Genomic DNA, 22,535 nt, shown 5'->3' with positions numbered 1-22,535 from the left:
GTTGGTGTGCGCGCCTGAACGCACCGCTCGGCGCGAGCCCTGGGGTTCGCGACCGCCTACGTCTTAAACAGTGCGATCTCCTCGTTGAGCGTCTCGACCGAGCTGCGGAGGTAGGCGGCGGTGCGCTCGAACTCCTTCACCGACTGTGAGCTGCGGTGCGTGGCGTCGGCGATCTGGGTCATCGCGTCGTTGATCTGCTGCGCGCCGGCGGTCTGGTTCCGCATCCCTTCGTTGACCAGTCGGAACCGCTTGTCGAGGCTCTGCACCTCGTTGATGATCTCGTACGTCATCTGGTTGATCGTCGTCACTTGGTGAACGCCGGAGCGAACCTCGTCGGTGAACTTGTCCATCTGCATCACCCCGGCCGACACCGCGTCCTGCATGTGCCGCACCATCGTCTCGATGTCGAGGGTCGCGACGGCGGTCTGGTCGGCGAGCCGGCGGATCTCGCGGGCCACCACGAGGAACCCGCGCCCGTACTCGCCGGCCTTTTCCGCCTCGATGGCGGCGTTGATCGAGAGGAGGTTGGTCTGGTCGGCGACCTTGGTGATTGTGGTCACCACGGCGTTGATGCTGTCGGCCTTCTCGCGGATCATCCCCAGCTTCGTGGACACGGACTGGGTGGACTCCACGAGCTGCTTCATCTCGGTCGCCATCTTGGTCGTGTTGTCGCGCCCCTTGGTGGCGAGTTCGGACGCGTGCGCGGCGGTCTGGCTCACCTCGTTCATCGTCCCGGCCAGGTCCTTGCTCGTCGCCGACACCTGGCGCACCGAGGCCGCCACCTCGGTGGTCGAGGAGCTCAGGTTGTTGACGGTCTGCTCCTGGGTGCGGGCGGTCGCGGCGATCTGCGAGGCGATGGAGAGCAGTTGCAGGCTGGACTCGCGGGCCTTGCCCACGATGCCCTGGATCTTCTCGATGACCGCGTTGATGCCCACGGCGAGCTGGGCCATCTCGTCCTTGCCGTCCACCGGGAGCCGCGCGGTCAGGTCCCCCGCGCCGCTCGCCATCTCGCGGAGCCGCTGGTTGAGCCCCCGGGCCGACACCACCACGCTGCGCACGATGTACCCGCCGATCAGCCCGAACGTGAGGATGGCGGCGGTGCTCAGTGCGACCGTCGCGTTCACCCAGAAGCGGACCGTGCCGGCCATTTCCGCCTCGGCCGCCTGGGCGGAAGCGTCAACGGCGGCGGCGGCGTCGCGCATGGCCTGGCTGTGGAGGCGGTACTCCGGCCCGATCTTGCCGATGAGCACCGCCGCGGCCTCTTTCCGCGCCTTCTCGTCGCCGCGCAGCTTGGGGAAGTACTCCTCGTTGGCGAGCCGGAACACTTCGACCGCGGCCTTGTGCCCGGCCCCGTTCGGCTCGAGCGCCTTGCGGGCGGCCGGGTCGATGGGCTCGCGGAGCCACTCGTCGCGCCGCTTGTGGTACTCGGCCTCGTACTCCCGGTACCACGTGGTCGCCCGCCGCCGCTCCTCGTCGGTCTGCGCGTTCTCGATCTCGTGCAGCATCAGGAAGCAACGGCCGATCAGCAGCGGGGGCGGCGTCAGCTCGTTGATGAGCGCCTTGCGCTTCGCCAGGTCCTCGTAGGCGGCCCCGCCGACGCGGTACCGGTGCAACAGGTACCCGGTGAGGCCCAGCGCCAGCAGCACGGTCACGGTGTACCCGAACAGGAGCGCGTCGAGCTTCACGCGCAGCGAGACGTCGCGGAGGCGGATCATGGGTGCGAGCCCGTGGTGTGCGTGGGTCCGGCAGGGCGATCCTAGCTGCGCCGCGGGGGCCGAACTAGGCGCAACACCCAATCAACGGAGTTTACCCACTATACCACGAACGCGCGGTCGGCATAACCGGTCAGAAGCGCACATCCATCATCGAAAAATCGTCCGCCAGCACCTCCCGGCCGCCGAGCGCGCGGACGTAGTCGAGGTGTCGGCCGATCAGGTCGCCGTCCCGGGCCAGCTCGGAGGAGATGAGCGCCAGGAAGTCGGCCCACGCCCACATTTCGCCGCTGGTCTGTTCGATCTCCATGATGCCGTCGCTGAACACCAGTAGCCGCGCGTCCGGTGCGACCGGCACGGACTTGGTGTCGTAGGGCATCTCGGGCATCATCCCGACCGCGGGCGCCTCGGCCTCCAGGCTGTGGAGCGTGCCGCCCGAGAGCAGCAGCGCCGGCGGGTGCCCGGCGTTGCAGTACGCGAGCGTGCGGTTCGCCGCGTGGTACACGCCGTACCAGATGGTGAAGTACTTGCCGTCCTGGCGTTCCATCTGGAACATGTCGTTGAGTTTGGTGACCACGGCGCCCGGGTCGCGCGGGTCGGCACCCGGAATCGAGTTCGCCGAGAGCACGTTCCCCGCCGACACCGCCAGGAGCGCCGACCCGACCCCGTGCCCGCTCACGTCGAGCAGGTACAGCGCGAGGTGCTCCGGGTCGATCCACCGGTACCCGAACATGTCCCCGGCCAGTTGCGTGGACGGCACGAACTTCCACGTGATCCGGACCGGCCCCGACGAGAGCGGCGGCGGGAGCAGCGATTGGACGTACCGGGCGGCGCGGTTCAGCTCCGCGGCCATCTCGCGCTGGGTCGCCGCCAGCTCCCGGTACGCCTCGTTCCGCTCCAGCAGCGCGACGTACCCGCGCGAGTGGTACCGGACCCGCGCGAGCACCTCCAGCCGGTCGGGCAGCTTCACCATGTAGTCGTTGGCGCCCAGCGCGAACGCCTTCGCCTTCACGACGGGCTCTTCCTTGCTCGACAGGACCACCAGCGGAACCTCGCGGGTCCCGGGGTTGGCGCGGAAGTATTTCACTAATTGCAACCCGTCGATGTCCGGCATGACGAGGTCTTGCAGGATGACGGTGGGCTTGAAGGCGTTGGCGGTGTCGATGGCGTTGGCCGGGTCGGGGCAGTACCGGAACTCGACGAGCGGCTCGTCCGCGAGCATCCGGCGCACGGTCTCGCCGACCATCGGCTGGTCGTCCACGAGCAACACTTTGATCGGGTGCGGTTCGGCCATCGCTCGATTTCACCCCTGCTGAATCCGGGCATTCGGCGAAAGGTGTTTCTCAACAACAGCTTTCGTCATTCCGGAACACGGATTGCTGCTCTGGAGCCACATTACGTAAAGAGGCCATCGAGTCGATCTCCGACATCAATTCCGTGAAGCCTCACAACGTTTTTACCAGTTCGGTAACCGTGTGACCCGCGCCGAGCGGCGACAAGTGGGCCGTCGTTGGAGGCGAGCGCGGTTAAGCGCTCCGTGTCGAATCGCGTGGGCTTGCGGGATCGAATGTTGGGCTTCTTGAAGCGCGTGGGAGGTCGTGCCCTTCCCCGGCCCTGTGTCTCGTTCCGCCGACTGGACAACCGGGGGCCGCAATTCGCTCCAAGCAAATCTAATTCAGATCAATCAAGAGACAATAATATCTCGTAAACTTCCTGAATCACGCGTTACACCAACAAGAAACGTGTCACCACCTCGCAAACTTTTTGCGCACTCGGTCGATTTGTATGTCAGGATATTCCCGGACAGCCTTCGCGATGTCAAGAACGGCGGCCACACTGGCAAGTGGCAGGGGTTGCGAAGCGAATAAAGAAGTCCGTTTGCCAGATAAAATCATTATGTGTTTTGTAGCGAGTTATTTCATGGTCGCGTCCTGCTCTCATTGCCCAATTGATAATGACGGCAATAAGATCATTACGCACCACGAACGTTCTTGCGCAATCGCCACATCTCACGCGTGCGCATCACGTTCAGGAGGCGGCCCCATGTCCAATCGATTAGCGACCCAGTTCAACAACCTCAGCATCGGCACCCGGATCGTCGGCGGGTTCATGCTCCTCGCCCTCGCGAGCGGGGCCATCGGGTACAACGGCATCCTGGCCCTGTCGCAGAGCCACAAAGCGCTGGAGAAGGCGAACGGGAACCTGATCCCGTCGATCCGCGCGCTCACCAACATGCGGGGGGCGTTAGGCACGGTCCAGCGGAACGAGCGAAACGCCGTCATCGCCGCCCGGCTCAAGGACGAGGCCGCGCGGCACCAATGCCTTCGTGCGGCCGGCGACGCGTGGGATCAGGTCGCGAGCTGCGCCAAGCAGTACGAGTCGTACCCCATGATCGAGAAGGAGAAACAGTTGTGGGGGGAGTTCCGCCCGCGTCTCGATGAGGTGCGGCGCGACCACGAGGCCGTGCTTGCCGCGCTGCGGGCCGGCAACCTGGAGGACGCCGAGAAGTTGTGCCTCGCGTCGCTCCCGAACGCGGTGGCGGCGGGCGCGCGACTGAACGCCCTGGTTGACCTGCAAAGTGAGGTGGGCCAGCAAGACTTCAAGGCGGCCCAGGAGCAGTACGCGTCGGCCCGGAGCACCACGTTCGCGGTCGTCGCCGGTGCGGTCGCCGCCGCGGTGGCACTCGGGCTGTTCTTCCGCGGGCTCATCGCGCCCCCGCTGAGAGCCGCCGTTCATGCGCTCCGGTCGGTGGCGGCGGGCGATCTGACCAAGACGATCCCGGTTTCGTCCCGGGACGAGTTCGGCCAACTGGGGACGGCACTCAACGACACGGTGACCGGAATCCAAACTGCCCTCAAGCAGGAACACGTAAACTGGAAGGCGATCGGCGAGCAGCGGGAGCAGAACGCCGACTTCGTCAGTCAGATCGCGGCCGTCGGCAAGGCGATGGCGGTGATCGAGTTCGAGCTCGACGGGACCATTGTCGCGGCCAACGAGAACTTCTTGGGCGCCCTCGGGTACACGATGGCCGAGATCCAGGGGCGGCACCACAGCATGTTCGCCGAACCCTCGCTCGCGGCGAGCGCTGAGTACCGGGAGTTCTGGGCCAAGCTGAACCGCGGCGAGTTCGTGGCGGGGGAGTTCAAACGAATCGGCAAGGGCGGCAAGGAGGTGTGGATCCAGGCGTCGTACAATCCGATCCTCGACCGCAGCGGCCGGGCTTACAAGGTAGTTAAGTTCGCGGCCGACATCACCGCGGCTAAGAAAATGGAGTTCAAGATCAAAGAAGACGCGGTCGAGTTGCAACGCAAGGTGGACGTGATCGTCACCTCGGCGGACGCGATGGCCAAAGGCGACTTCACGGTGGACATTCCGGACCTGGGCTCCGACGCGGTGGGGAAAATGGCCCAGTCGCTGGGCCGGGCCGTGGTGTCGGTGCGAGCGGTGCTCGAGGGGGTGCGGGACGTGTCGGGGCAACTGGCCGACGCGGCCGGTCAGTTGTCGTCGGCCAGTGAGGAGATTTCGACCGGGGCCCAGCAGCAGGCCAGCAACCTCGAGGAGACGGCCAGCACCCTGGAGCAGATCACGGCCACCGTCAAGCAGAACGCGGACAGCGTGCAGCAGGCGCGCCAACTGGCCAGCGGTTCCAAAGAAACCGCCGAGAGAGGTGGAGCCGTGGTCGGGAGCGCGGTGGACGCGATGGCCGAGATCAACGCGTCGTCGAAGAAGATCGCGGACATCATCACGACGATCGACGAGATCGCGTTCCAGACCAACCTGCTGGCCCTCAACGCCGCCGTCGAAGCGGCCCGCGCCGGGGAGCAGGGGCGCGGCTTCGCGGTGGTCGCCACCGAGGTCCGCAACCTGGCCCAAAGATCCGCCACCGCCGCCAAGGAGATCAAGGGACTGATCAACGACAGCGTCAAGAAGGTGGACGCGGGCACGGATCTTGTCAACCGGTCGGGTGACACCCTGGCCGAGATCGTCACGAGTGTGAAGCGGGTCACCGACATCGTCAGCGAGATCGCGGCGGCCGGGAAAGAGCAAGCCAACGGCATCGATCAGGTAAATAAGGCGGTGAAGCAGATGGACAGCGTGACCCAGCGGAACGCGAGCCAAACTGAGGAGATGTCCGCCACCGCCCAAGCCCTCACCGACCAAGCCGGCCAACTCCGCGACCTCGTCGCCCGCTTCAAGCTCTCCGCCGACACCGGGCACGAGCAGGTGCGGCCGGCACCCAGGGGGGCCCGCAAAGTTGGCGGCCGCAGGCCGCGCCCTTCGGTCGCGAAGGCGCTGGGCAAGGGCCGCTCCAACGGCGGCCACGAGCTGGATGCGATCGGGGGTAATGACGGGTTCACGGACTTCTGATACCGAACCCGATCGGGCTCGGGCCGCGCGTCATTTCGGACTGTTGCCGATCGAGCGTGACCGGGGCTTGCCCCGGCTCCCTCGAACCTTCTGGAAAGACCACAAGCCGGCTCATGCGAGCCGCTACCTGGTGCGGTCGTGGGAGTTCACAAAATGCCCGAACAACCGACCATCATGTTCGTGCTCCGCGGCCGGGTGGGCACACGCGAACTGCTCCGTGCCGCTTGCGATGCGGCAACCGCCCTCCTCGCCGATCCCACGTGTCGCCCAGCGTTTCACTGCGCCGAGGTCACGTCGTTCACGGGAGAGTCGCTCCTCCTGTTGAGTGGGCTGTGCCACCCGTTTCGCAGCGCCGGCGTTATCTTTCGTCTGATCGAGGTCCCCGCGGCGGTCCTTGTCGCCCTGGAGGAGCAGTTCGATGAGGCGACCGTCGCATTGGACGTGCGACACCGCGCCGAAGCAACCATGTGCGCTAAAGGACAGGTCTTTTGCCGGGCCTGTGTCAACTTCCGCAAACAATTCGATTATCGGTCCAGCACAACCGGTCCTCCGAGCGAAATGTTCGGGCACGGCGCCGTTGCCGCGGCCGGTTGAGATGGGGGCCAGTGTGGGAACAGCGACCGGTAAGCGGCTCCACCCGCCAGGAGTTGCCCCCCGGACATGATTGGCCCGCGTGTCCTTGGGTTTTCATCGTGCGTCGCCGGCCTCACCGACCGGCACGGATTTCTTGTTCGCCCTGTAAGATGGGGAGCAGAAAGGCACAGTTCCGCGTGTTGTGAGCCGGAGCGAATCAGTGGCAGTTGTACGGCCCGCAGGCGCGGAGCAGAACCCCTCCCCTCCTCTCCCTGTCGGGGAGCAGGGTGAAGGGAGCGGCTGGCGCGCCGCGCGGGCCGCGTACCTCGCGCGGGTGGCGCCGTGGGCCGAAGATCGCACCGCGCGCATGTCCCGCGGGCAGAAGCACCCGGTCTACGACTTCCTTTTCGAGTATTACTCGTTCCGTCCCGCACATTTGCTCCGCTGGACGCCGGGGTTCGGCGCGTTCCTCGAAGGCGCGACCCGCGGGGACGTGGCCTGGGGCGAGTTCGTCGAACGTGACGGCGGGCTGTTGCTGCCCGCGGAAGCGTTCCCGGCCCACCGGCTCTCGTACCTCCAGTGGGCCACAGAATACCTCAACGCGGTGCTGACGCGCGAGCCGTCGTTCGCGTGCTTCGGGCTGCACGAGTGGGCGATGGTGTACCGCGACCCGAACGTGCGGCACCCGTATGTTCCCCTGCGCCTGTCGCGCGCCGAGACTGATGCTGCGGTCGATGCGCAGCCCTTACGGTGCTCGCATTACGATGCCTACCGTTTCTTCACGAAGGAGGCGGCCCCGCTCAACCGCTGGGAGCTGTCTCGGGTCACCACGACCGAGCACGACCAGCCGGGGTGCCTGCACGCGAACATGGACCTGTACAAGTTCGCGTACAAGATCAGCCCGTTCTGCCCGTCGGACGTTGTCGCCGACGCATTTGAGGTGGCGCGGGCGGCGCGCGAACTCGACATGCGGGCCAGCCCCTACGACCTCCGCGCCTACGGCTTCGAGCCGATCTCGATCGAGACCCGCGCCGGCCGCGAGACCTACGTCGAAGCCCAGCGGGCGCTCTCGCTCCGCGCGCAGCCGATGCGCGAGCGACTGCGCGACGTGTACGCGCGGCTGCTGGCGGCCCAAAGCGACCTGCCCCCCGGCCCCCTCCCTGAAGGGAGGGGGTGAACGCGCGTGTTACCTCCGCCAGTTCGGAAACAGCGATCGGCGCAACCAACGCTCTTTGGCTTCCCTCCCTGAAGTGCGGAGTCTGGGGGTAGGTTTCTTCGCGCTGCTGAAAAAATGTGAACTACCCAGCTTGCGGACGGCTCACGAGTCGTTTACAACCTCTCTCACTTCCGAAGCAGGCCGGCGCCGTTTAGCTCGCTCCTCTGGAGCGGGGCGATGTTGCGTCGCCCGAGCGTTTACTCAGCCACACGTCCCGAGGAAGGCTGTTCCAGCACCGCTTTCGGTAGAGGCCTCCCCAGAAGTGGGGCGGCCTGGAACAACCCCGCCGGTCGAGGTTCCACCCCACTTCTGGGGAGGCCTCTACCGGCGGTGCCGTGAGCCCTCCGCGGATCAGGTCGGGTTGTAGACGCGCGCCGACTGCTTCGGGAGTAAATTCGCTCACGACCGGTGCGCCCGACACCGCCGCGCTCAGCAGGACTCTCCGTATGGCGGCCACTCTCACGCTGAACGATGTGCGCAAGGCCTGGGACGCGCGCGACCCGCGGCTCATCACCCTCATCGAGCAGCTCTGCAACGAGCCCGTTCCGCCACCCGAAACGCCCGTTCGCGACGGCGCCCTCACGTTCGACAAGTTCCTCGCGCACCTCCGCGACTGGCGCTACAAGCAGAAATCGAAAGAGGAGCAGGCGCACTACCGCGTCGAAACGCTCAAGGCGCTCGAAGCGCCCGACGCCGAAGTGCCCCTCGCGGACAAGCTCAAGGTCCACGAGGTGATCTGGGCGCTGTGGGAGTCGAACGACCCGCTGGCGCGCGACTACCTGCTGCGGATCGTCGCGCGGGTGCCGCTCGTGTACGGCCCGTGGAAGGCGCTGAAGAAGATCTTCAAGGAGTCCGAAGCGAAGAACGACACCGAGGTGTACGGCGCGGTCGCCGCCCGCCTCGACATGGCCCACGCCGGAGCCGCGCACGGCAAACAGGTGAGCAGCGCCACCGTCGCATACCTCGTGCGCCGGGCGTGGCGGTACCTGCGCCGCGTGGGGCTGCATCTCCCCGCCACCTACCCGGACGTTGCGTGTGAGTTCCTCGTGAACTACACCGACGACGTCCGGCTCAACGGCACCTGGGTGTTCAACCACATCCTGTTCCACGACTCGAAGAAGTACGGGCGGTCGAACTTCCGGTTCGGCTACCGCGACAAGACCGCCGACCCCACCAACCTCAAGCACCGGGCCTACGGCGACACGTGGAAGCGGTCGCACCGGCCGCTGTTCTCGCTCCTCGAGCGCGCGAAGTCGGACGCGGTGCGCGACTTCGCCACCACCGCCCTGAAGACGGACTTCCGGCAGGTCCTGCGCGACACGGAGCCCGCGTGGGTGGTGCGCCTGGTCGCCGTGCCGAGCCGCGCGATCCACGACTTCGTCGTGTGGCTGCTCCAGAACGTGCCCCAGTTCGAGCAATCGGCATTCCGCGCGCTCGGGCTGCACGACGCCGTGCTGCGGCTGTTCGAGTCCCCTTCCGCGGACGCGCGGAAGTACGCGGCGAACTACGCCCGCACCCACGCCCGCGACCTGCCGCTGGGCGAGCTGATCCGCCTCGCGAACAACGACAACGACGACGTGCGCAAGCTCGCGACGGACCTCCTCGGCGAGAAGGACCCGCGCACGGGCGTCGGTCTGGACGCCTGGGGCCAGCTCCTCGAAACGCCGCACGGGCACAAGTTCGCCGCCGACTCGATCACCAAGCACTTCGGCGCGAACGAGCTCACCCCCGAGTGGTTCCAGGGGCGGCTGTTGTCGCGCAGCGACGACGCCTTCGAGTTCGCGAAGAAGCTGCTGCCCAAGACGCACGACCCGAAGGTGCTGGGCGCACCGTTCTTCGTTCAACTGCTCCGCAAGGCCGACCCCGACGGCAACGCCGAAGTCGCGGACCGCGTCGCGGAGTACGCGACCGAGCAGTTGGGCAAGTTCGACCTGAACGCCGTGCCGCAGGACCAGTTGCACTGGCTCGCGCTGCTGCCGGCGTCGTCGGGCGCGGTGGACGACTGGCTCGAGCGCGGCAAGCTGAAGCCGCAAACGATCGGGACCGACTTCCTCAAGGCCCTCGCCTTCGCACCCGACTGGGACGCGGCGCCGTGGCTCGCAGCGTTCAAGGCCGCCAACGGCCAGTGGGCGAAAGAGCTGAGCTTCGACGAAGGACGTGCGCAGCGCGTGCTCCGCTGGTTCGCGGACGTGCGCAAGTTCGCCAACCCCGAGCTGGGGCTCGACTGGCTGCTGCGCGTGACGGCCCGCAGCGAGCCGATGTACCACGACTTCGCCAGCGACCGGCTGGTCCGCACGTTCGTGCCCGCGGAGTTCGCGCCGCAGGACGCCCCCCCGGTCGCCGCGGGTGCCCCAGTCGGAGCGACGGCCGCCGCGGGCGGCCCGGTCGATCTCGGGAAGGCGAGTTTCTGCTTCACGGGCACCCTCGCGAACATCACCGCCAAGGACGCTGAAGCCCGCGTGAAAGGCGCGAACGGTACCGTCGCGGCGAACGTCTCGCCCAAGCTTCATTACCTAGTGGTCGGGGACTCCGGCTCGCCCTTCCTGGGGCAAGGCCAGAAGGGCGCAAAGTACATCAAGGCCGAGGAGCTGAACGCGAACGGGGCCAACATCAGCATCATCTCGGAGACGATGTTCCTCCAAATGCTGAGCGGTCACCAAGCGACCGCTTCCGGCGACGCGGTCGCGCGCGGCTGCGAGCGGCTCTGGCAGTTGGTGGTGGCTCCCGGCCCCGCCGACGCCCCGGTCGGGAAGTTCGCCCGTGAGTACCTGCGGAAGCACCACCCGAACATCGCGCAGAAGCTCACCGACAAGCCCGTCGATCCGGGGGCCGAAGTTCCGGCGTCGTTCCTCACCCTGGAGCGCGTGCTCCCGCTGTTCAGCGAGAGCCGCAAGCCGCTGCGCGAGTTCGCGCTGGAACTGGCGGGCTGGGAGTTCGCGCGCTGGAACCCGGACGTCGATCACCTCGTCGCCCTGGCCGACATCCCGTTCATGGACGTGCGACGGTTCGTCGCGAAGTCGCTCCTGGCCGAGGACACCCCGCAGACCCGCCCCTTCCGCCTCGACCCGGCGAAGCTGGAAGCGAGCGCCGTGTACCGGTTCTGCGAATCGAACGACGAGGAAACGCGCGCGCTCGGCATGGAGCTGATTAACCGCTTGCCCAAACTGCGCGTACCCGAAGAACTGTTCCGCCTGTCGGAGAGCCCCGACCGGAAGGTGCGGGCGTTCGTCATCCGGGCGCTCTGGACCGTGTACCGCGACCGCGGGCTGACGCCCGACTGGAAGCCGCCGCTGCCGCCCAAGCCCACCGTGGGCGCGAAGGCGAAAAAGGACGCCGAGAAAGCCGCGGCGAACCGCGGCGAGGGCGTCCCCCACAGGCCCGAAACGTGGCCCGCGGAGAAGCCCACGCTGAGCGCGTTCCTGCGCCGCATCCTGTTCGAGCTCCCGCCCGGCCGCCCCGAAAAGTCGCGGGACGCGGTGGAAGACACGGACCCCAACAACCCGAACGCGCAGAAGCCCGACAAGGTGGTGAGCGTGAAGCCGCTGCCGGCGCGGCGCGCGAAGCTCGACCTGATCGAGGTGATGCGCGACCTGGGGTTGGAAGATAAGGCGTTCGGGGGCGGCATCCTGCCGCTGCTCGACGAGTTCATGCTGTCCCGCGGGCTGAGCGAGCGGGCCGCGTGCTTAGTGGCCGTGACCCGTATCCGGCACAAGTACCCCGAGTTCAAGAAGGCCAACTGACGCCGCGGTGCCATGACGCTTTTGCTAATAGTTTTGTTCGTCGGTCTTCTGTGCGCGGCTGCGTTTGCGCCGTTGGTTGCACAGGAGGTGCTGCACCGCCGCCGCCGCGCCCGCGCGGCTGACGGAGCGCATCATCCGCTCATGCGGATGATGCGCGAGAACCAAGCCCAGTTCGAGCAAAATGTGCGCGAAGGGACGCTGGCCGAACTGCCTGAAAGTGAGCCGCTGCGTGACTGGGTGGCCCGAGACGGCGAACTCGGCTGGCTCGGGTTCTCGGACTACCTGTTCGGCTTGTTCTTCAGCAGCACTCCGGGCGCCCCGGGTGCGGTCCGGGCAGTCCGGTTCGGCGGCGACCGCGAACCACCCTTCCGCCGGCTCCCGCAACCGAACGAGCGGTTCGGGGTCGATCTCTCCAGCGCCCCAGTGTCGGACCGTTCGCTCGCGGCCCTGGCCGATTTCCAAGGGCTTGCGGCGCTGAGCCTGCAGGGGCGCGGGCAAGTGACCGACCGGAGCCTGAGGACCGTTGCCCGTATGACCGATCTGGCTGCACTGGACCTGCGGTTCACCGTGACTACCGGCGAGGGGTTGGCGGCCCTCCGAGGTGTGTCCGCCCTGCGGTATCTGGCCGTGTGCTTCCGCGACAACGACGACGCGGCCCGACACGTGGCGCGTCTCCCCGGGCTGCTCGGGCTCGGCGGTCCGGGGATCACCGACCGTGCTCTTCGCGCCCTGGCCCCGCTCACCGAACTGACCCGGCTCGAACTATCGGGTGCGGTGACCGACACGGGCCTAGCGAACCTGGCCCCGTTCGCCCGGCTCGTCACGCTTAAGGTGTCATCGGGTGCGGTCACCGACACGGGCCTGGCCCGGCTGCCGGTGCTGCCCGCGGTGGAAACGCTTACCGTTAACAACTTCGACACCAAACTCCGCGGCCCGGGGCTCGTCGGGTTGACCCGCCTCGCTGCGCTGCGGTGGTTGAGCCTCGCGCACAACGGCCTCGAATCTGCGGGCCTGGAGCACTTGGCTGGGATGACGCGGCTCAAGACGCTCGATCTGACCGCGAACCCGATCTCCGACGCCGGCTTCGCCCGGCTCCGCCTGCCAGCCGGCCTGGGTACGCTCGTGTTGAACCGGACCCGGGCCACCGACGCGGGAGTCGCGCGGCTCGAGTTGCCGCCGTCGGTGAGCACCTTGAGCCTGATCGACGTGCCGCTCACCGACGCGAGTGCCGGACACTTGGCACGGTTCGCCGGGCTGCGGCACCTGAACATTGTGGGCACCCGGTTCACAGTCGCGGGCGCGGAACAGCTTGCCGAGGCGTTGCCGAACTGCACGATTCAAACGTCGTTCCCGAAGTAACAAGGAGCGAGCAACATGGCCTCCGCGAAATGGAACCCGCTCCGCGACCGCTTCCGGCACCTGCTCGGCACGCTCCGCACGCTGTTCGCGCACAGGGACGCGATCGAGGACCAGTGGGACGAGGCCCGGTCCGGGCTCGACGACATCGTCTACTACTTCCCCGATGCGATTTACGCCGACGTTTACGACAAATTCGAGGCGGTCGAGGACGACGACTACTCGGGTCCCGTTACGCCGTTGCCAACGGGCATCCCGATCGCGGTCGCGGTGAAAGACCTGATCGCGCAAATCGAGCGCCTGGGCAAAGCCGTTGACGCGCTCAAAGAAGAATTGGGTGACGAGGACGATGAGGGCGAGACCGACGAAGGCGAAGAAAGAGACGAAGACGCGGACGAAAGCAGCGACAGCAACACCGCAGGCACCAGCGGCCCCGACGAGCCCGGGAGCGGCTCGGTCGCACAGGGTGAGTCCAGCCCCGGCAAGTCGCAAATGTACCGCGGTGACATCCGGGCGGTGGCCGGCGTCGGCGATTCGCTTGCCTTCGTCACCGTTCACCCGGAGGGCGTGCCCACCGCGCTGTACTGGCTCGATCCCGATCGACTCACGCTGAAGACCGATCCGCTACCGTGCGGCGGCACCGCGCTCGCGGTTGACGGGAACACCGTCTACGTGGGCGGGACCGATCGCAAGCTGTACGAGGGCGGCAAAAAGGCACCCAAACCGCTCGCCGGGCCGTTCGCCAACGACATCGTCGCGATCGTCCCCGTGGGCAAAAAGCGCATCGCGGTGCTGAACGGCAAGCAGATCGACATCATCTCCGACAAGGACGGGGCCGCGAAGCAGACGCTCGAACTGCCCGACGCCGGGACGTGCCTCAGCGTCGATAAGACGGGGCTCTGGCTAGTGGCCGGGACGACGAAGGGCGTCGTCGCAGTGTTCGACGGCGAGGGCGGCGACGAGTTCGCGCCCTCCGAAAGCGCGAAGCTCCACGACGGCGCGGTCACGGTGGTTCAGTTCGAGCCCGAGGAGCTGCGGTTCTTCTCCGCGGGAGCGGACAACAAGCTCCTCACCACCTTCGCCCGCGGCAGCCTGGAACCGGAAGACAAGGGCCGCGCGAACACGCACGAGGACGTGCTGACCGGGCTCGTGTCCGTTCCGGGCGACCGGTTCGTGACCGGCAGCCGCGACGCGACCCTCAAGAACTGGCCGCGCCCCGGCGCGGTCAAGCCGAGCACGCTGAAGGACGTCGTCGGGCGGGTCGTGGCGCTCGCGGCGGTAACGGTGTACAACCAGCCGCACGTGGCGGTCGCGTGCGACGACAACAGCATCCGGCTCATCAAGCTCGATAAGGACGGCAAGTTCCCGGAGGACGACGCCCTCACCGCGAAGGTGACGGGCGCGGCGGACTGGGTGCGGAACGAACTGGCCGACCGGTACGACGCCAAGCGCCGCGAGAAGGCCGTGAAGGTGCTGGCGGAGTGGAAGGACTCGGCCAGCATCGACGCGCTCGGCGAGCAACTCAACCGCGACCCGGACCACAAGGTCCGCGAGCAGATCGCCAAACTGCTCGGCGAGAGCGACAGCCCGCGTGTGGTGAAGATCCTGGAGCGCGCGGTCGGACACAACGATAAGGCCATCCGGCTCGAAGCGTTCAAGAGCCTGCACAAGCGCGCGCCGCAAGACCTCGGCCCGATCGACCTAGCGCTGAAGACGGGGCAAGTCGATGTCGGCGTTGAAGCCGTCAAGGCGCTGGAGCCGCTCGCGAAGGCCGACGACCAGGCCCTGACGCGCCTCGTCGAGACGCTCGACGCGTCCGCCTGGGACGTGCGGAAGGCCGCTCTGGCCGCACTCGAAACCGTATACGACGCGACGGCCCCCACCGCGGATCTCACCGCGCTCGGGGCGAAGTTCGGCGACCTGCGTGAGTTCGCGCTGCGGCGGACGTTCGATCGCGGGTTGCTCCAAGAGGGTGCCGTCCAGTCCGCCGTCCGCCGCCGGCTCGAGGACGACGACGGCAGCGTCCGCAAAACGGCGTTCCTGCTGTCGGTGCTGTCGAAGCCCGATCTCGCCGCGGTGTTGCGCGCCGGCGACCCCGAGTTGCACCGCCAGCTCAACGAGATCGAAAAGCCCGAGAAGGAAAAGGGCGACAAGAGCGACAAGACGGCGCCTGCCGTGCCACCGGGCGCGAAAGAGACGCTCACACCCGCCGATTACGACACGCTGCTCCAGGCCACCGCGAGCCGCGCGCTCGACACGTGCCTGCGCGGGGCGCGGGGGCTGGCGGTGCTGGGCGACCCGCGGGCGTTCGGGCTGCTCCTTCAACTGAGCCGCGAAGAGGACATCAACGCGCGGGTGGAGGTGTGCCGCGCGCTCGCCGCCCTCGACGACGCGCGCGCCGTCAACCGCCTCCGCTCGCTGCTGTTCGACCGCGAGGCGTCGGTGCGCGACGCCGCGTACACCGCGCTGGCGAAGATCTTCGACCAGGCGCCGCTCTCCGTTGCGGAGTCGGGGCTGACGGCCGCCGACGAGGACGTGCGCCGCCGCGGGCTGGAAACGCTGATCCAGACGGTCAAGAAGAAGAAGCCGCAGGCGGCCGGCGAGCCGGGCTGGGACCTGCTGGTGCGGGCGCTCAACGACAGCGCCCGCGGCGTGCGGGGCGAGGCGTTCAAGGCGGCGCTGAACCTCAAGATCGGCGGCGGCGGCGCGGACACGCTCCGGTTCTCGTTGCAGTCGATCCACCCCGACGTGCGGCGCGAAGCGCTCACCGAGGTGACAGCGCAGGACAAGGAAGAGTGGGCCGCGCCGCTGCTGCACGAGTTCTTCAACGACGCCGACCCGGCGCTCCGCAAGGAGGCGTTCGAGTTCGCGACCAAGAAGAACAAGGACATTGCGGTCCTCGAAACGGCGCTCAAGTCGCGCTTCCCCGACGCGCGCAAGCTCGCCGTCGAGGGGCTCATCAAGAAGCACTCGAAGGCGGCGCAGCAGGTGCTGTTGCAGGCGGTCAGCGACCCTGACCAGGGCGTCCGCCTGTCGGCCGTGACCGCGCTCGTGGACGACGACGCCAAGGCGCTGCTCAAGCTGGCGATGCAGAACGACCGGGCCGACGTGCGGGTGCGCGCCGCGGCGGCCCTCGCGAAGCACGGCGACCCGGCGGCGCTACCCGTGCTGCGGGCGCTCGCCACCGCCGCCGAACCGGAGCACAAAGAGCGCGGCCCCGACTGGCTCATCGCGGTGGTCCTGGCACTCGACGGGCTGGCCGAGTTCGGCGCCCCGGAGGCCCAGGCGGACGCGGTGGCGCTGCTCGACAGCCCGCACCCGCCGATCCGGAAGGCCGCGGCGGCGGCGCTCGCGTGGTGCTCGCGGGCGGGAACGGCGGGGCCGCTCCGCGCGGCGATGTCCCACACCGACCCGCAAGTGAAGTACCGGGCGGCGCTCGGTCTGGCGTACCTGGGCGACGCGACCGTCGTCCCGCTCATCCGCTCACCCGAAGGGAGCGGCGTGGTCTCGCCCGCGGAGCAGTTCACCGCGACCGTCGCGCTGGGCGCGGCGGCCGGGGTGCAGGGGACCGTGTTCCTCGACAGCCCGGACGAGAAGCTCCGCGACCGCGCGCTGCTCGCCACGCTCCTGCTCGAACTCCGGGACACCGACGGGCAGCCCGAAAAGTGCGTCGAGTGCCTTTCGGCACGGGGCGCCCGGTTCCGGCTCACCGGCGCCCGGGCGCTGGAGGTGTTCGCCGACCCGGTCGCGTTCCGCGCGTTCGTGATCGCAGAGGTGAACGACCGCGGCGAGGACACCCCCTGGAAGGTGGCCCCGGAGGTGGTGGACGATCTGGCGAACCTGCTGGCGTTCGCGGAACCGCAGTTGAAGGCGAAAACGGCCCTCTTGCTCGGGCTGTTCGACAACAAGGAGCAGGCCGAGTGGAACGCCGCGTGGGCCGTCCACGCCGCCCGATTCGCACCGGAGATCAAGGCCGCGCGCGAGGCCGCAACAAAGGCCGGCGTGCCGGTGCCGTCAAAGCTGACGGCGGAGCAGCTCCGCGAGCTGGCGTTCGGCGGGTACGTGGGCCTCGTGCGCGAGCAGGGCGCGAGCGGCGGCGGTCAGCCGGTCGGGAAGGTCCGCCAGACGGCGCTGGCCCGCATCTTCGCCATCGCCTCGAAAGACGCCGCGTACGGCCGGGCCGCGCAGCCGGTCCTGGCCCAGGCGATGGGCGACCCCAACCAGCCCGTTCGCACCCAGGCGTTCGAGCACCTCCAGGCCCTCGGGATGGACAAGGCGCAGCTCGGCGCCGAGGCGCTCGAAGCGGGCTACACGGATCTGGGCGTCAAGGGGCTGGAGCTCCTCACCGACGGCACCAGCGCGAAGAAGGGCGAAGCCGTTCTTGAGCGGGTGATGCTGGCCCGGTCCGACGATCTCGCGATCGAGGCCGCGAAGCTGTTGCGCGACCGGCAAGGGAAGGTCGCCACCGCGAAGAAGGCGCTCGACGCGGTGTACGAGCCGATGCGGCTGCAAGCGGTCGAATGGCTCTCCGCGCAGTACGAGGATTCGGAGGACGCGAAGACGTTCCTCCGCGCGGCGCTCGAGTCGCGCTACCGCAAGGTGCGCGAGAAGGCCGCGTTCGAGTTGGCCGGCAAAAAGGACGCTTCGGCTTACGACGCCCTCGCGCGGTTCTTGAGGGACGCGAGCGACGCCGCCCGCCAGCGCGCCATCATCAACGCGCTGGTCACGCTCGGCGACAAGCGCGCCGCCGGCGCGTTCCTGGACCGCATCGAGAACGACCCGGGTGGCACCGCGGACGCGGACGCCCTCATCGGCGCCGCGGCGGGCTTCCGCGTGCCGGCCACCGCGGACCGGCTGTTCCTGATGCTCGACAGGCGGAAGGACCGGCGCGACGCCCTTCGCTCCGCGATCCTCACCGTCAGCGGGCACGACCAGTGGATCGGTGATTCGGACGACCAGAACCCGCAGGACCGCTCGGCGTGGATGAAGGATCAGCACCCGCGCCACGACGCGATCCTGGCCCGGCTCCTCGAATGGACGCTCAACGACGGCGACGCCGACACCATCACGAACACACTACTGGAGCCGGCCCGGTGGTCGCTGGGCAAGGACGTGGACGCGGTCTTCCCGACGCTGTGCGCGAGCCCCAATGCGGACCTGCGCGACGCCGCGGTTGAGGCCTACGGGTGGCGGTTCCGCAAGCGCGGCGCGGCGCCGGAACCGCTGCTCAAGGCGCTGAAGCACAAGAACCCGGTCACACAGTTCCTGGCCGCCGAGGGGCTCGCCCGGGGCGGGCGCGGCGAGGGGATGCAGGTGCTCCTCTCGGGGATCGAGTACCTCGAAGACCACGGCCACCGCAACCGGGCCGTTCAGGCGCTGGGCGAACTCGGCGACCCGCGCAGCGTCGACAAGCTGCTCGCCCTCGCCACCGAGGACGGGAACCCGCTCCAGCAGGCCGCGACCGAGGCCGTCGGGCACCTGAAGAAGTCGCCGCAGGCGGACGCGGTGTTCCGGCTCCTCGAAAAGCACGCGAAGGCCCAGAACGACCTCGCGCAACGCGCGCTCGTCGGGCTCCGCTACTTCGACACGCCGAGCGGCTGGGACATCATTCGCGCGAAAGTGAACGCCAAGGGGTACGGGTGGTGGCTCTCGCGCCTGAAGTCCACCGCGGCCGAACAGTTGGGTTACAACGACGACCCGGCGACCCGCGACCTGCTGCTGAAGACGCTCCGCACGGTCGAGGACTACCAACTGACCCCGGAGGCGTACAAGGCGGCGCGCCGGCTGTGGGGCCGGGAGTCGCTGGAGCCGAACTACAACCTGCTCCAGAATCCGAATGCCGGGAACTTCATCAACACCGGCGAGGACGGCGGCGCGCTCGAGCCGGTGCTCAAAAAGGGCGACCCGCTCCGCATCATGGCGGTGTTCCCGAACTGCGGGCCACAGATTCAGGAGCAACTGGAATCGGCGCTACTCACCCGGCCGGACCTGCCGGTGCGCGAAGCGATCGACGCGCTGACCCACGCCGACGAGGGAACCGTCCGGCTCGCGACGCGACTGCTCGGCCGCGCCCCGAACCCCGACGCGGGCGCCAAGGACGCGATCGGCGCCGCGCTCGCGAAGTGGTGGCAGGTGTGGCAGGAGCGCCGCGCGAACCCCGGTGCAGCGGTGTCGTCGAGCGACGACGATGACGATGATTACGGCCGCTCCGGCAACCAGCCGAAGAGCGGGTCGCTTTCCAACGCCGGCGAAGTAGTGGAGAGCCTGCTATTCACAGCGGGACGCGTGGGGGTGCCCGCGGAGGCGATCGCGAACGTCGCGCGGTCACGGGCCGACGACCCGCTCGCCCGCGGCATCCGGCTCGAAGCGGTGCGGTGCCTCGCGCTCGGCACGGTGTCCCCGGCGGTGCTCGACACGCTCGACGCGCTGGCGGTCGGGCCTGACGCGGATGTGCGCGTGCTCGCCGCGGAGATGCTGGCCCGGTTCGACGCCGGCCGTGCGGCGAAGCTCGCCGCGCAGATGCTCTCCGACCGCCCCGCCTTCAACCGGTTGGTCGTCGCCAAGGCGGTTCACGGGGCGAATGTAGTGAGCGCCGCTGCCAGCGCCCACCTCCAGCCCGTCGCGCTGCCGCTGTTCGTCGCCGAGAAGGACGTGGCCACGCTCGCGGCGGTCGCGAAGGACCGCAAGGCGCCCGAGGCCGCCCGCTTCGGGGCGGTGGAAGGGCTCGGGGTAATGGCCACCGAGCCCGCGGAACAGGTGCTGGTCGAGATCGGCACCGCCAAGGACGACGAGAAGGAATTACGAAAGGCCGCGTGGCGGGCGCTGCGGCGGTCGAAGCGGGCGCGGGCGCGTGGCGCGGTCAACACGCTCGCCACGCTGCCGAAGGCGCCGAAGAGGGCGAAGCCCGGCAAGACTGAAGTGAACGATGAAGGCGGGGAGTAGCGAAAGGAACGAACGGCAACGTGGATTGCAGTCGCGAGCGATTCCCCCCCACCCGCCCCGGTCGCAGAGCCGACCGGGGCGACCTCCCCTCAAGGGGGGAGGTCAAGACAACGCGCGGCGCATCGAAAACGGACAGGACAGCGTTCGGCGCGAGTTCGCTTTGCGGTTCGGCGAACGTTCTGACCTCCCCCCTTGAGGGGAGGTCGCCCCGGTCGGCTCTGCGACCGGGGCGGGTGGGGGGAGGCGTTCACAGGAAGCCGCGTGGGACCATTCGCGTGCGTAAAGGGGAGCGATGGCGAAGCATCCGAACCGTGATCGCGCTCGACAACTGCGAATGAACATGACCGACGCCGAGCGATTCGTCTGGTACCGCATCCGCTACCGCCAACTTGGTGGTTTCAAGTTCCGGCGCCAGCATCCGCTCGGGCCTTTCATCGTGGACTTCGTTTGCCTGGAGCGCAAGTTGGTGCTCGAACTGGACGGCGGACAGCACGCAGAGCGAGTCGCAGAAGACGCGCGGCGCACGCAGTGGCTTAACGAACGCGGTTACCGTGTGTTTCGCCTTTGGAACATCGACGCCTTCCGAGAGTGGGAAGGGGCCGCCGAACGGATCGGCCTGCTGCTCCTCGAAGGCCCGGAAACGATTTTTCCTGTTGGGTGATGTGATGGCCACCGAACCGACTGTCGACGACGCCCCGAGCGACGCCCCACCGCCCCCGCCCTCCAGCGGCGCGCAGCTCACCTACGCCGGCGCGAGCCGCGTGAGCACGAGCGGCAGCGGCGCGCTGGTCGAACTGTTCGGCAACCTCGACCGACCGCCGGTGCGGTTCGAGGGCGCGCTCAAGCACCCGCTGCGGTTCCGCGAGGCGCTCTCCGCGCTGTACGGGGTCATCGGCAGCGACTACCGGTACGCGCCGAAGGACCGCACGCAGTACATCGCGTACTTGCGCCTGAAGCGCGACGCCGCGCCGCTCGGCGTGTGGCACGCGCAGCAGGCTTACTTCGCCTGGATGCTGCGGAACGACCCGACGGCCCTGACCATCCTCGACCCCGTCGTGAGCGTCCACCCGGACCAGATCACGTTCGAGGTGTTCGGCAAGGACGAGAGCACCTACGCGTGCCTCGCGTTCAAACCGGAAGCGTTCGAGGCCTCCGGCCCGGCCGCCCACGGCACCACCAACATCGACTTCAGCGACGCCCTGTACGCCAGCGTGCAGCAGATCCGCGGGTACCGCGAAACCAAGTTCGCGATCGGCCCCGACGGCGCGGCGCCCGCGCCCGAAACCCGCGGCGCGACGCTGGAGAAGAAGATCCAGGTGCCGGACTCGTGGCTCCGCGGGTTCCTCCAGGTGCAGTCGGCCGCAACGCTGCCGTTCGATCACGTGCAGCTCGCGCCGATGGACCTGTACAACGTCCTGCGCCACCTGCGGATGAACGGCGACCGCAAGGGCAAGAAGCGCGGGCTGCGGTTCGAGCTGATCCCCGCCCAGCAGCCGCGCATCGTGGCCGAGCCCTGGGAGACGGTGTTCACCACCACCGGCGACGTGTTCCGCGGCAAGGCGGCGCGCCTCGTTCGGGTGTGGGGCCGGCGCCGGCTCATGACGATCAAGCGGCTGCTCCCGTTCGTCCAGAGCGTGGACGTGTACCTGCTCGGGAGCGGGCTGCCGAGCTTCTGGGTGTTCCGGTGCGGCGAGATCACGCTCACCCTCGGCATGACCGGGTTCACCTCCGCGAACTGGTCGAGCGCGCTCGGCTTCGACCTTCTATTGCCGCGCAAAACCCAGGACGGCGAACCGACGAAGAAGGTCGTCGCGCACCTCGCGACGCACTGGAAGGCCGCGCCGAAGGAGCTGACGCAGGCGACAGGGCTGAAAGGCGCGGCGCTGGTCGAGGCGGTGCAGGTGGGGTGTCAGAACGGCGAGCTGATGTACGACATCGCCGGCGGCGTGTACCGGCACCGGCCGCTCACCGCCAAGCCCCTCGACCTGGAACGGCTCCAGTTCCGCAACCCGCGCGAGAAGGTGGCCCACGACCTGCTCGCCCGCGGCCGGGCGGTGCGCATCACCGGCGAGAACCGCATCGCGGGCATCGGGCTGGAGCTGACGGGCACCGTCACGGTGGCCGAGGACAAGCGCGACTACCGGCCGCAAATGGTGCTCGCGGACGAGGGGCAGGTGCGCAAGGTGACCTGCACCTGCGCGACGTTCCGCAAACAGGGCATCAAGGGCGGGCCGTGCGTTCACCTCATCGCGCTGCGGCTCGCGTTCGCCGAGAAGGAAGCGAAGAAGGCGAAGGCCGACGACGCGGTGAAGTTCGAAACCCGAGCGTTCGCCAAGCGCGACGGGGCGGTCGAGAACGTGGTCCAGGTCTCCCTGGAGCGCGACAAGATCAAGTACCGCTGGGGGCCGAGCGGCCAGACCATGCGGCTCCAGACGATGCGGTTCAACACGGAAGAGGACGCCCGGCGGGCGTACTTCGCGAAGCTCGCGGACCTCGACGCGAAAGGCTACCTGGACGCGATCGCGGAATGAGCCGAACACAACCGGGAGTGTTTCACCGCAGAGGGCGCGAGAGGGCGCAGAGAGAAAGAACTGAGATAAAAGGCAAAAGAACGATCGTTCTCTCTCG

General features: G+C 68.2%; 10 protein-coding genes. 8 read left to right on the top strand and 2 right to left on the bottom strand.

The genetic code is table 11. From position 1 onward, the window contains the following. Window positions 1-56: 56 nt before the first annotated feature. Both R5W23_RS21715 and R5W23_RS21710 read right to left on the bottom strand, forming a co-directional pair. Window positions 57-1,715 (bottom strand): methyl-accepting chemotaxis protein, encoded by a 1,659-nt coding sequence (locus tag R5W23_RS21715; protein ID WP_320688090.1) that lies wholly within the window; start codon window positions 1,713-1,715, stop codon window positions 57-59. A gap of 130 nt (window positions 1,716-1,845) precedes the next feature. After that, the gene (locus tag R5W23_RS21710; protein ID WP_320688089.1) at window positions 1,846-3,006 is read right to left on the bottom strand and encodes a SpoIIE family protein phosphatase; all 1,161 of its coding nucleotides are present in this window, start codon (window positions 3,004-3,006) and stop codon (window positions 1,846-1,848) included. Window positions 3,007-3,755: 749 nt separating this feature from the next. Between R5W23_RS21710 and R5W23_RS21705 the strand changes: the two genes are divergently transcribed. The 8 genes from R5W23_RS21705 (at window position 3,756) to R5W23_RS21670 (ending at window position 22,438) form a co-directional block, all read left to right on the top strand. Further along, window positions 3,756-6,080: a methyl-accepting chemotaxis protein gene (locus R5W23_RS21705; RefSeq protein ID WP_320688088.1), complete on the top strand. Its 2,325-nt coding sequence runs from the start codon at window positions 3,756-3,758 to the stop codon at window positions 6,078-6,080. 153 nt (window positions 6,081-6,233) lie between these two features. Beyond that, window positions 6,234-6,674, top strand: a complete 441-nt coding sequence (locus tag R5W23_RS21700; protein WP_320688087.1) for a hypothetical protein — start codon at window positions 6,234-6,236, stop codon at window positions 6,672-6,674. A 199-nt stretch (window positions 6,675-6,873) separates the two neighbouring features. Next, entirely contained in the window at window positions 6,874-7,830 is a 957-nt protein-coding gene (locus tag R5W23_RS21695; protein ID WP_320688086.1) for a 3-methyladenine DNA glycosylase, read from the top strand. 485 nt (window positions 7,831-8,315) lie between these two features. Then, window positions 8,316-11,609 carry a BRCT domain-containing protein gene (locus R5W23_RS21690; RefSeq protein WP_320688085.1) on the top strand — a complete coding sequence of 1,098 codons (3,294 nt, stop codon included), beginning with the start codon at window positions 8,316-8,318 and terminating at the stop codon, window positions 11,607-11,609. A 141-nt stretch (window positions 11,610-11,750) separates the two neighbouring features. Beyond that, the gene (locus R5W23_RS21685) at window positions 11,751-12,968 is read left to right on the top strand and encodes a leucine-rich repeat domain-containing protein (protein WP_320688084.1); all 1,218 of its coding nucleotides are present in this window, start codon (window positions 11,751-11,753) and stop codon (window positions 12,966-12,968) included. Window positions 12,969-12,983: 15 nt separating this feature from the next. After that, window positions 12,984-19,907, top strand: a complete 6,924-nt coding sequence (locus R5W23_RS21680; protein WP_320688083.1) for a HEAT repeat domain-containing protein — start codon at window positions 12,984-12,986, stop codon at window positions 19,905-19,907. A gap of 292 nt (window positions 19,908-20,199) precedes the next feature. Continuing rightward, the gene (locus R5W23_RS21675) at window positions 20,200-20,568 is read left to right on the top strand and encodes an endonuclease domain-containing protein (protein WP_320688082.1); all 369 of its coding nucleotides are present in this window, start codon (window positions 20,200-20,202) and stop codon (window positions 20,566-20,568) included. A gap of 4 nt (window positions 20,569-20,572) precedes the next feature. Beyond that, window positions 20,573-22,438: an SWIM zinc finger family protein gene (locus tag R5W23_RS21670; protein WP_320688081.1), complete on the top strand. Its 1,866-nt coding sequence runs from the start codon at window positions 20,573-20,575 to the stop codon at window positions 22,436-22,438. Window positions 22,439-22,535: the final 97 nt, after the last annotated feature.

The organism is Gemmata algarum, assembly GCF_034097035.1.
GTDB classification, from domain to species: domain Bacteria; phylum Planctomycetota; class Planctomycetia; order Gemmatales; family Gemmataceae; genus Gemmata; species Gemmata algarum.
Note: the sequence above shows the minus strand (reverse complement) of the source record. Positions and strands in the feature narration are given on the sequence as shown.

Bases quoted from the DNA above. Each gene is read 5' to 3' on its own strand.
- R5W23_RS21715 (WP_320688090.1), bottom strand. From the start codon at position 1,715: ATGATCCGCCTCCGCGACGTCTCGCTGCGCGTGAAGCTCGACGCGCTC.
- R5W23_RS21710 (WP_320688089.1), bottom strand. From the start codon at position 3,006: ATGGCCGAACCGCACCCGATCAAAGTGTTGCTCGTGGACGACCAGCCG.
- R5W23_RS21705 (WP_320688088.1), top strand. From the start codon at position 3,756: ATGTCCAATCGATTAGCGACCCAGTTCAACAACCTCAGCATCGGCACC.
- R5W23_RS21700 (WP_320688087.1), top strand. From the start codon at position 6,234: ATGCCCGAACAACCGACCATCATGTTCGTGCTCCGCGGCCGGGTGGGC.
- R5W23_RS21690 (WP_320688085.1), top strand. From the start codon at position 8,316: ATGGCGGCCACTCTCACGCTGAACGATGTGCGCAAGGCCTGGGACGCG.
- R5W23_RS21685 (WP_320688084.1), top strand. From the start codon at position 11,751: ATGCGGATGATGCGCGAGAACCAAGCCCAGTTCGAGCAAAATGTGCGC.
- R5W23_RS21680 (WP_320688083.1), top strand. From the start codon at position 12,984: ATGGCCTCCGCGAAATGGAACCCGCTCCGCGACCGCTTCCGGCACCTG.
- R5W23_RS21675 (WP_320688082.1), top strand. From the start codon at position 20,200: ATGGCGAAGCATCCGAACCGTGATCGCGCTCGACAACTGCGAATGAAC.
- R5W23_RS21670 (WP_320688081.1), top strand. From the start codon at position 20,573: ATGGCCACCGAACCGACTGTCGACGACGCCCCGAGCGACGCCCCACCG.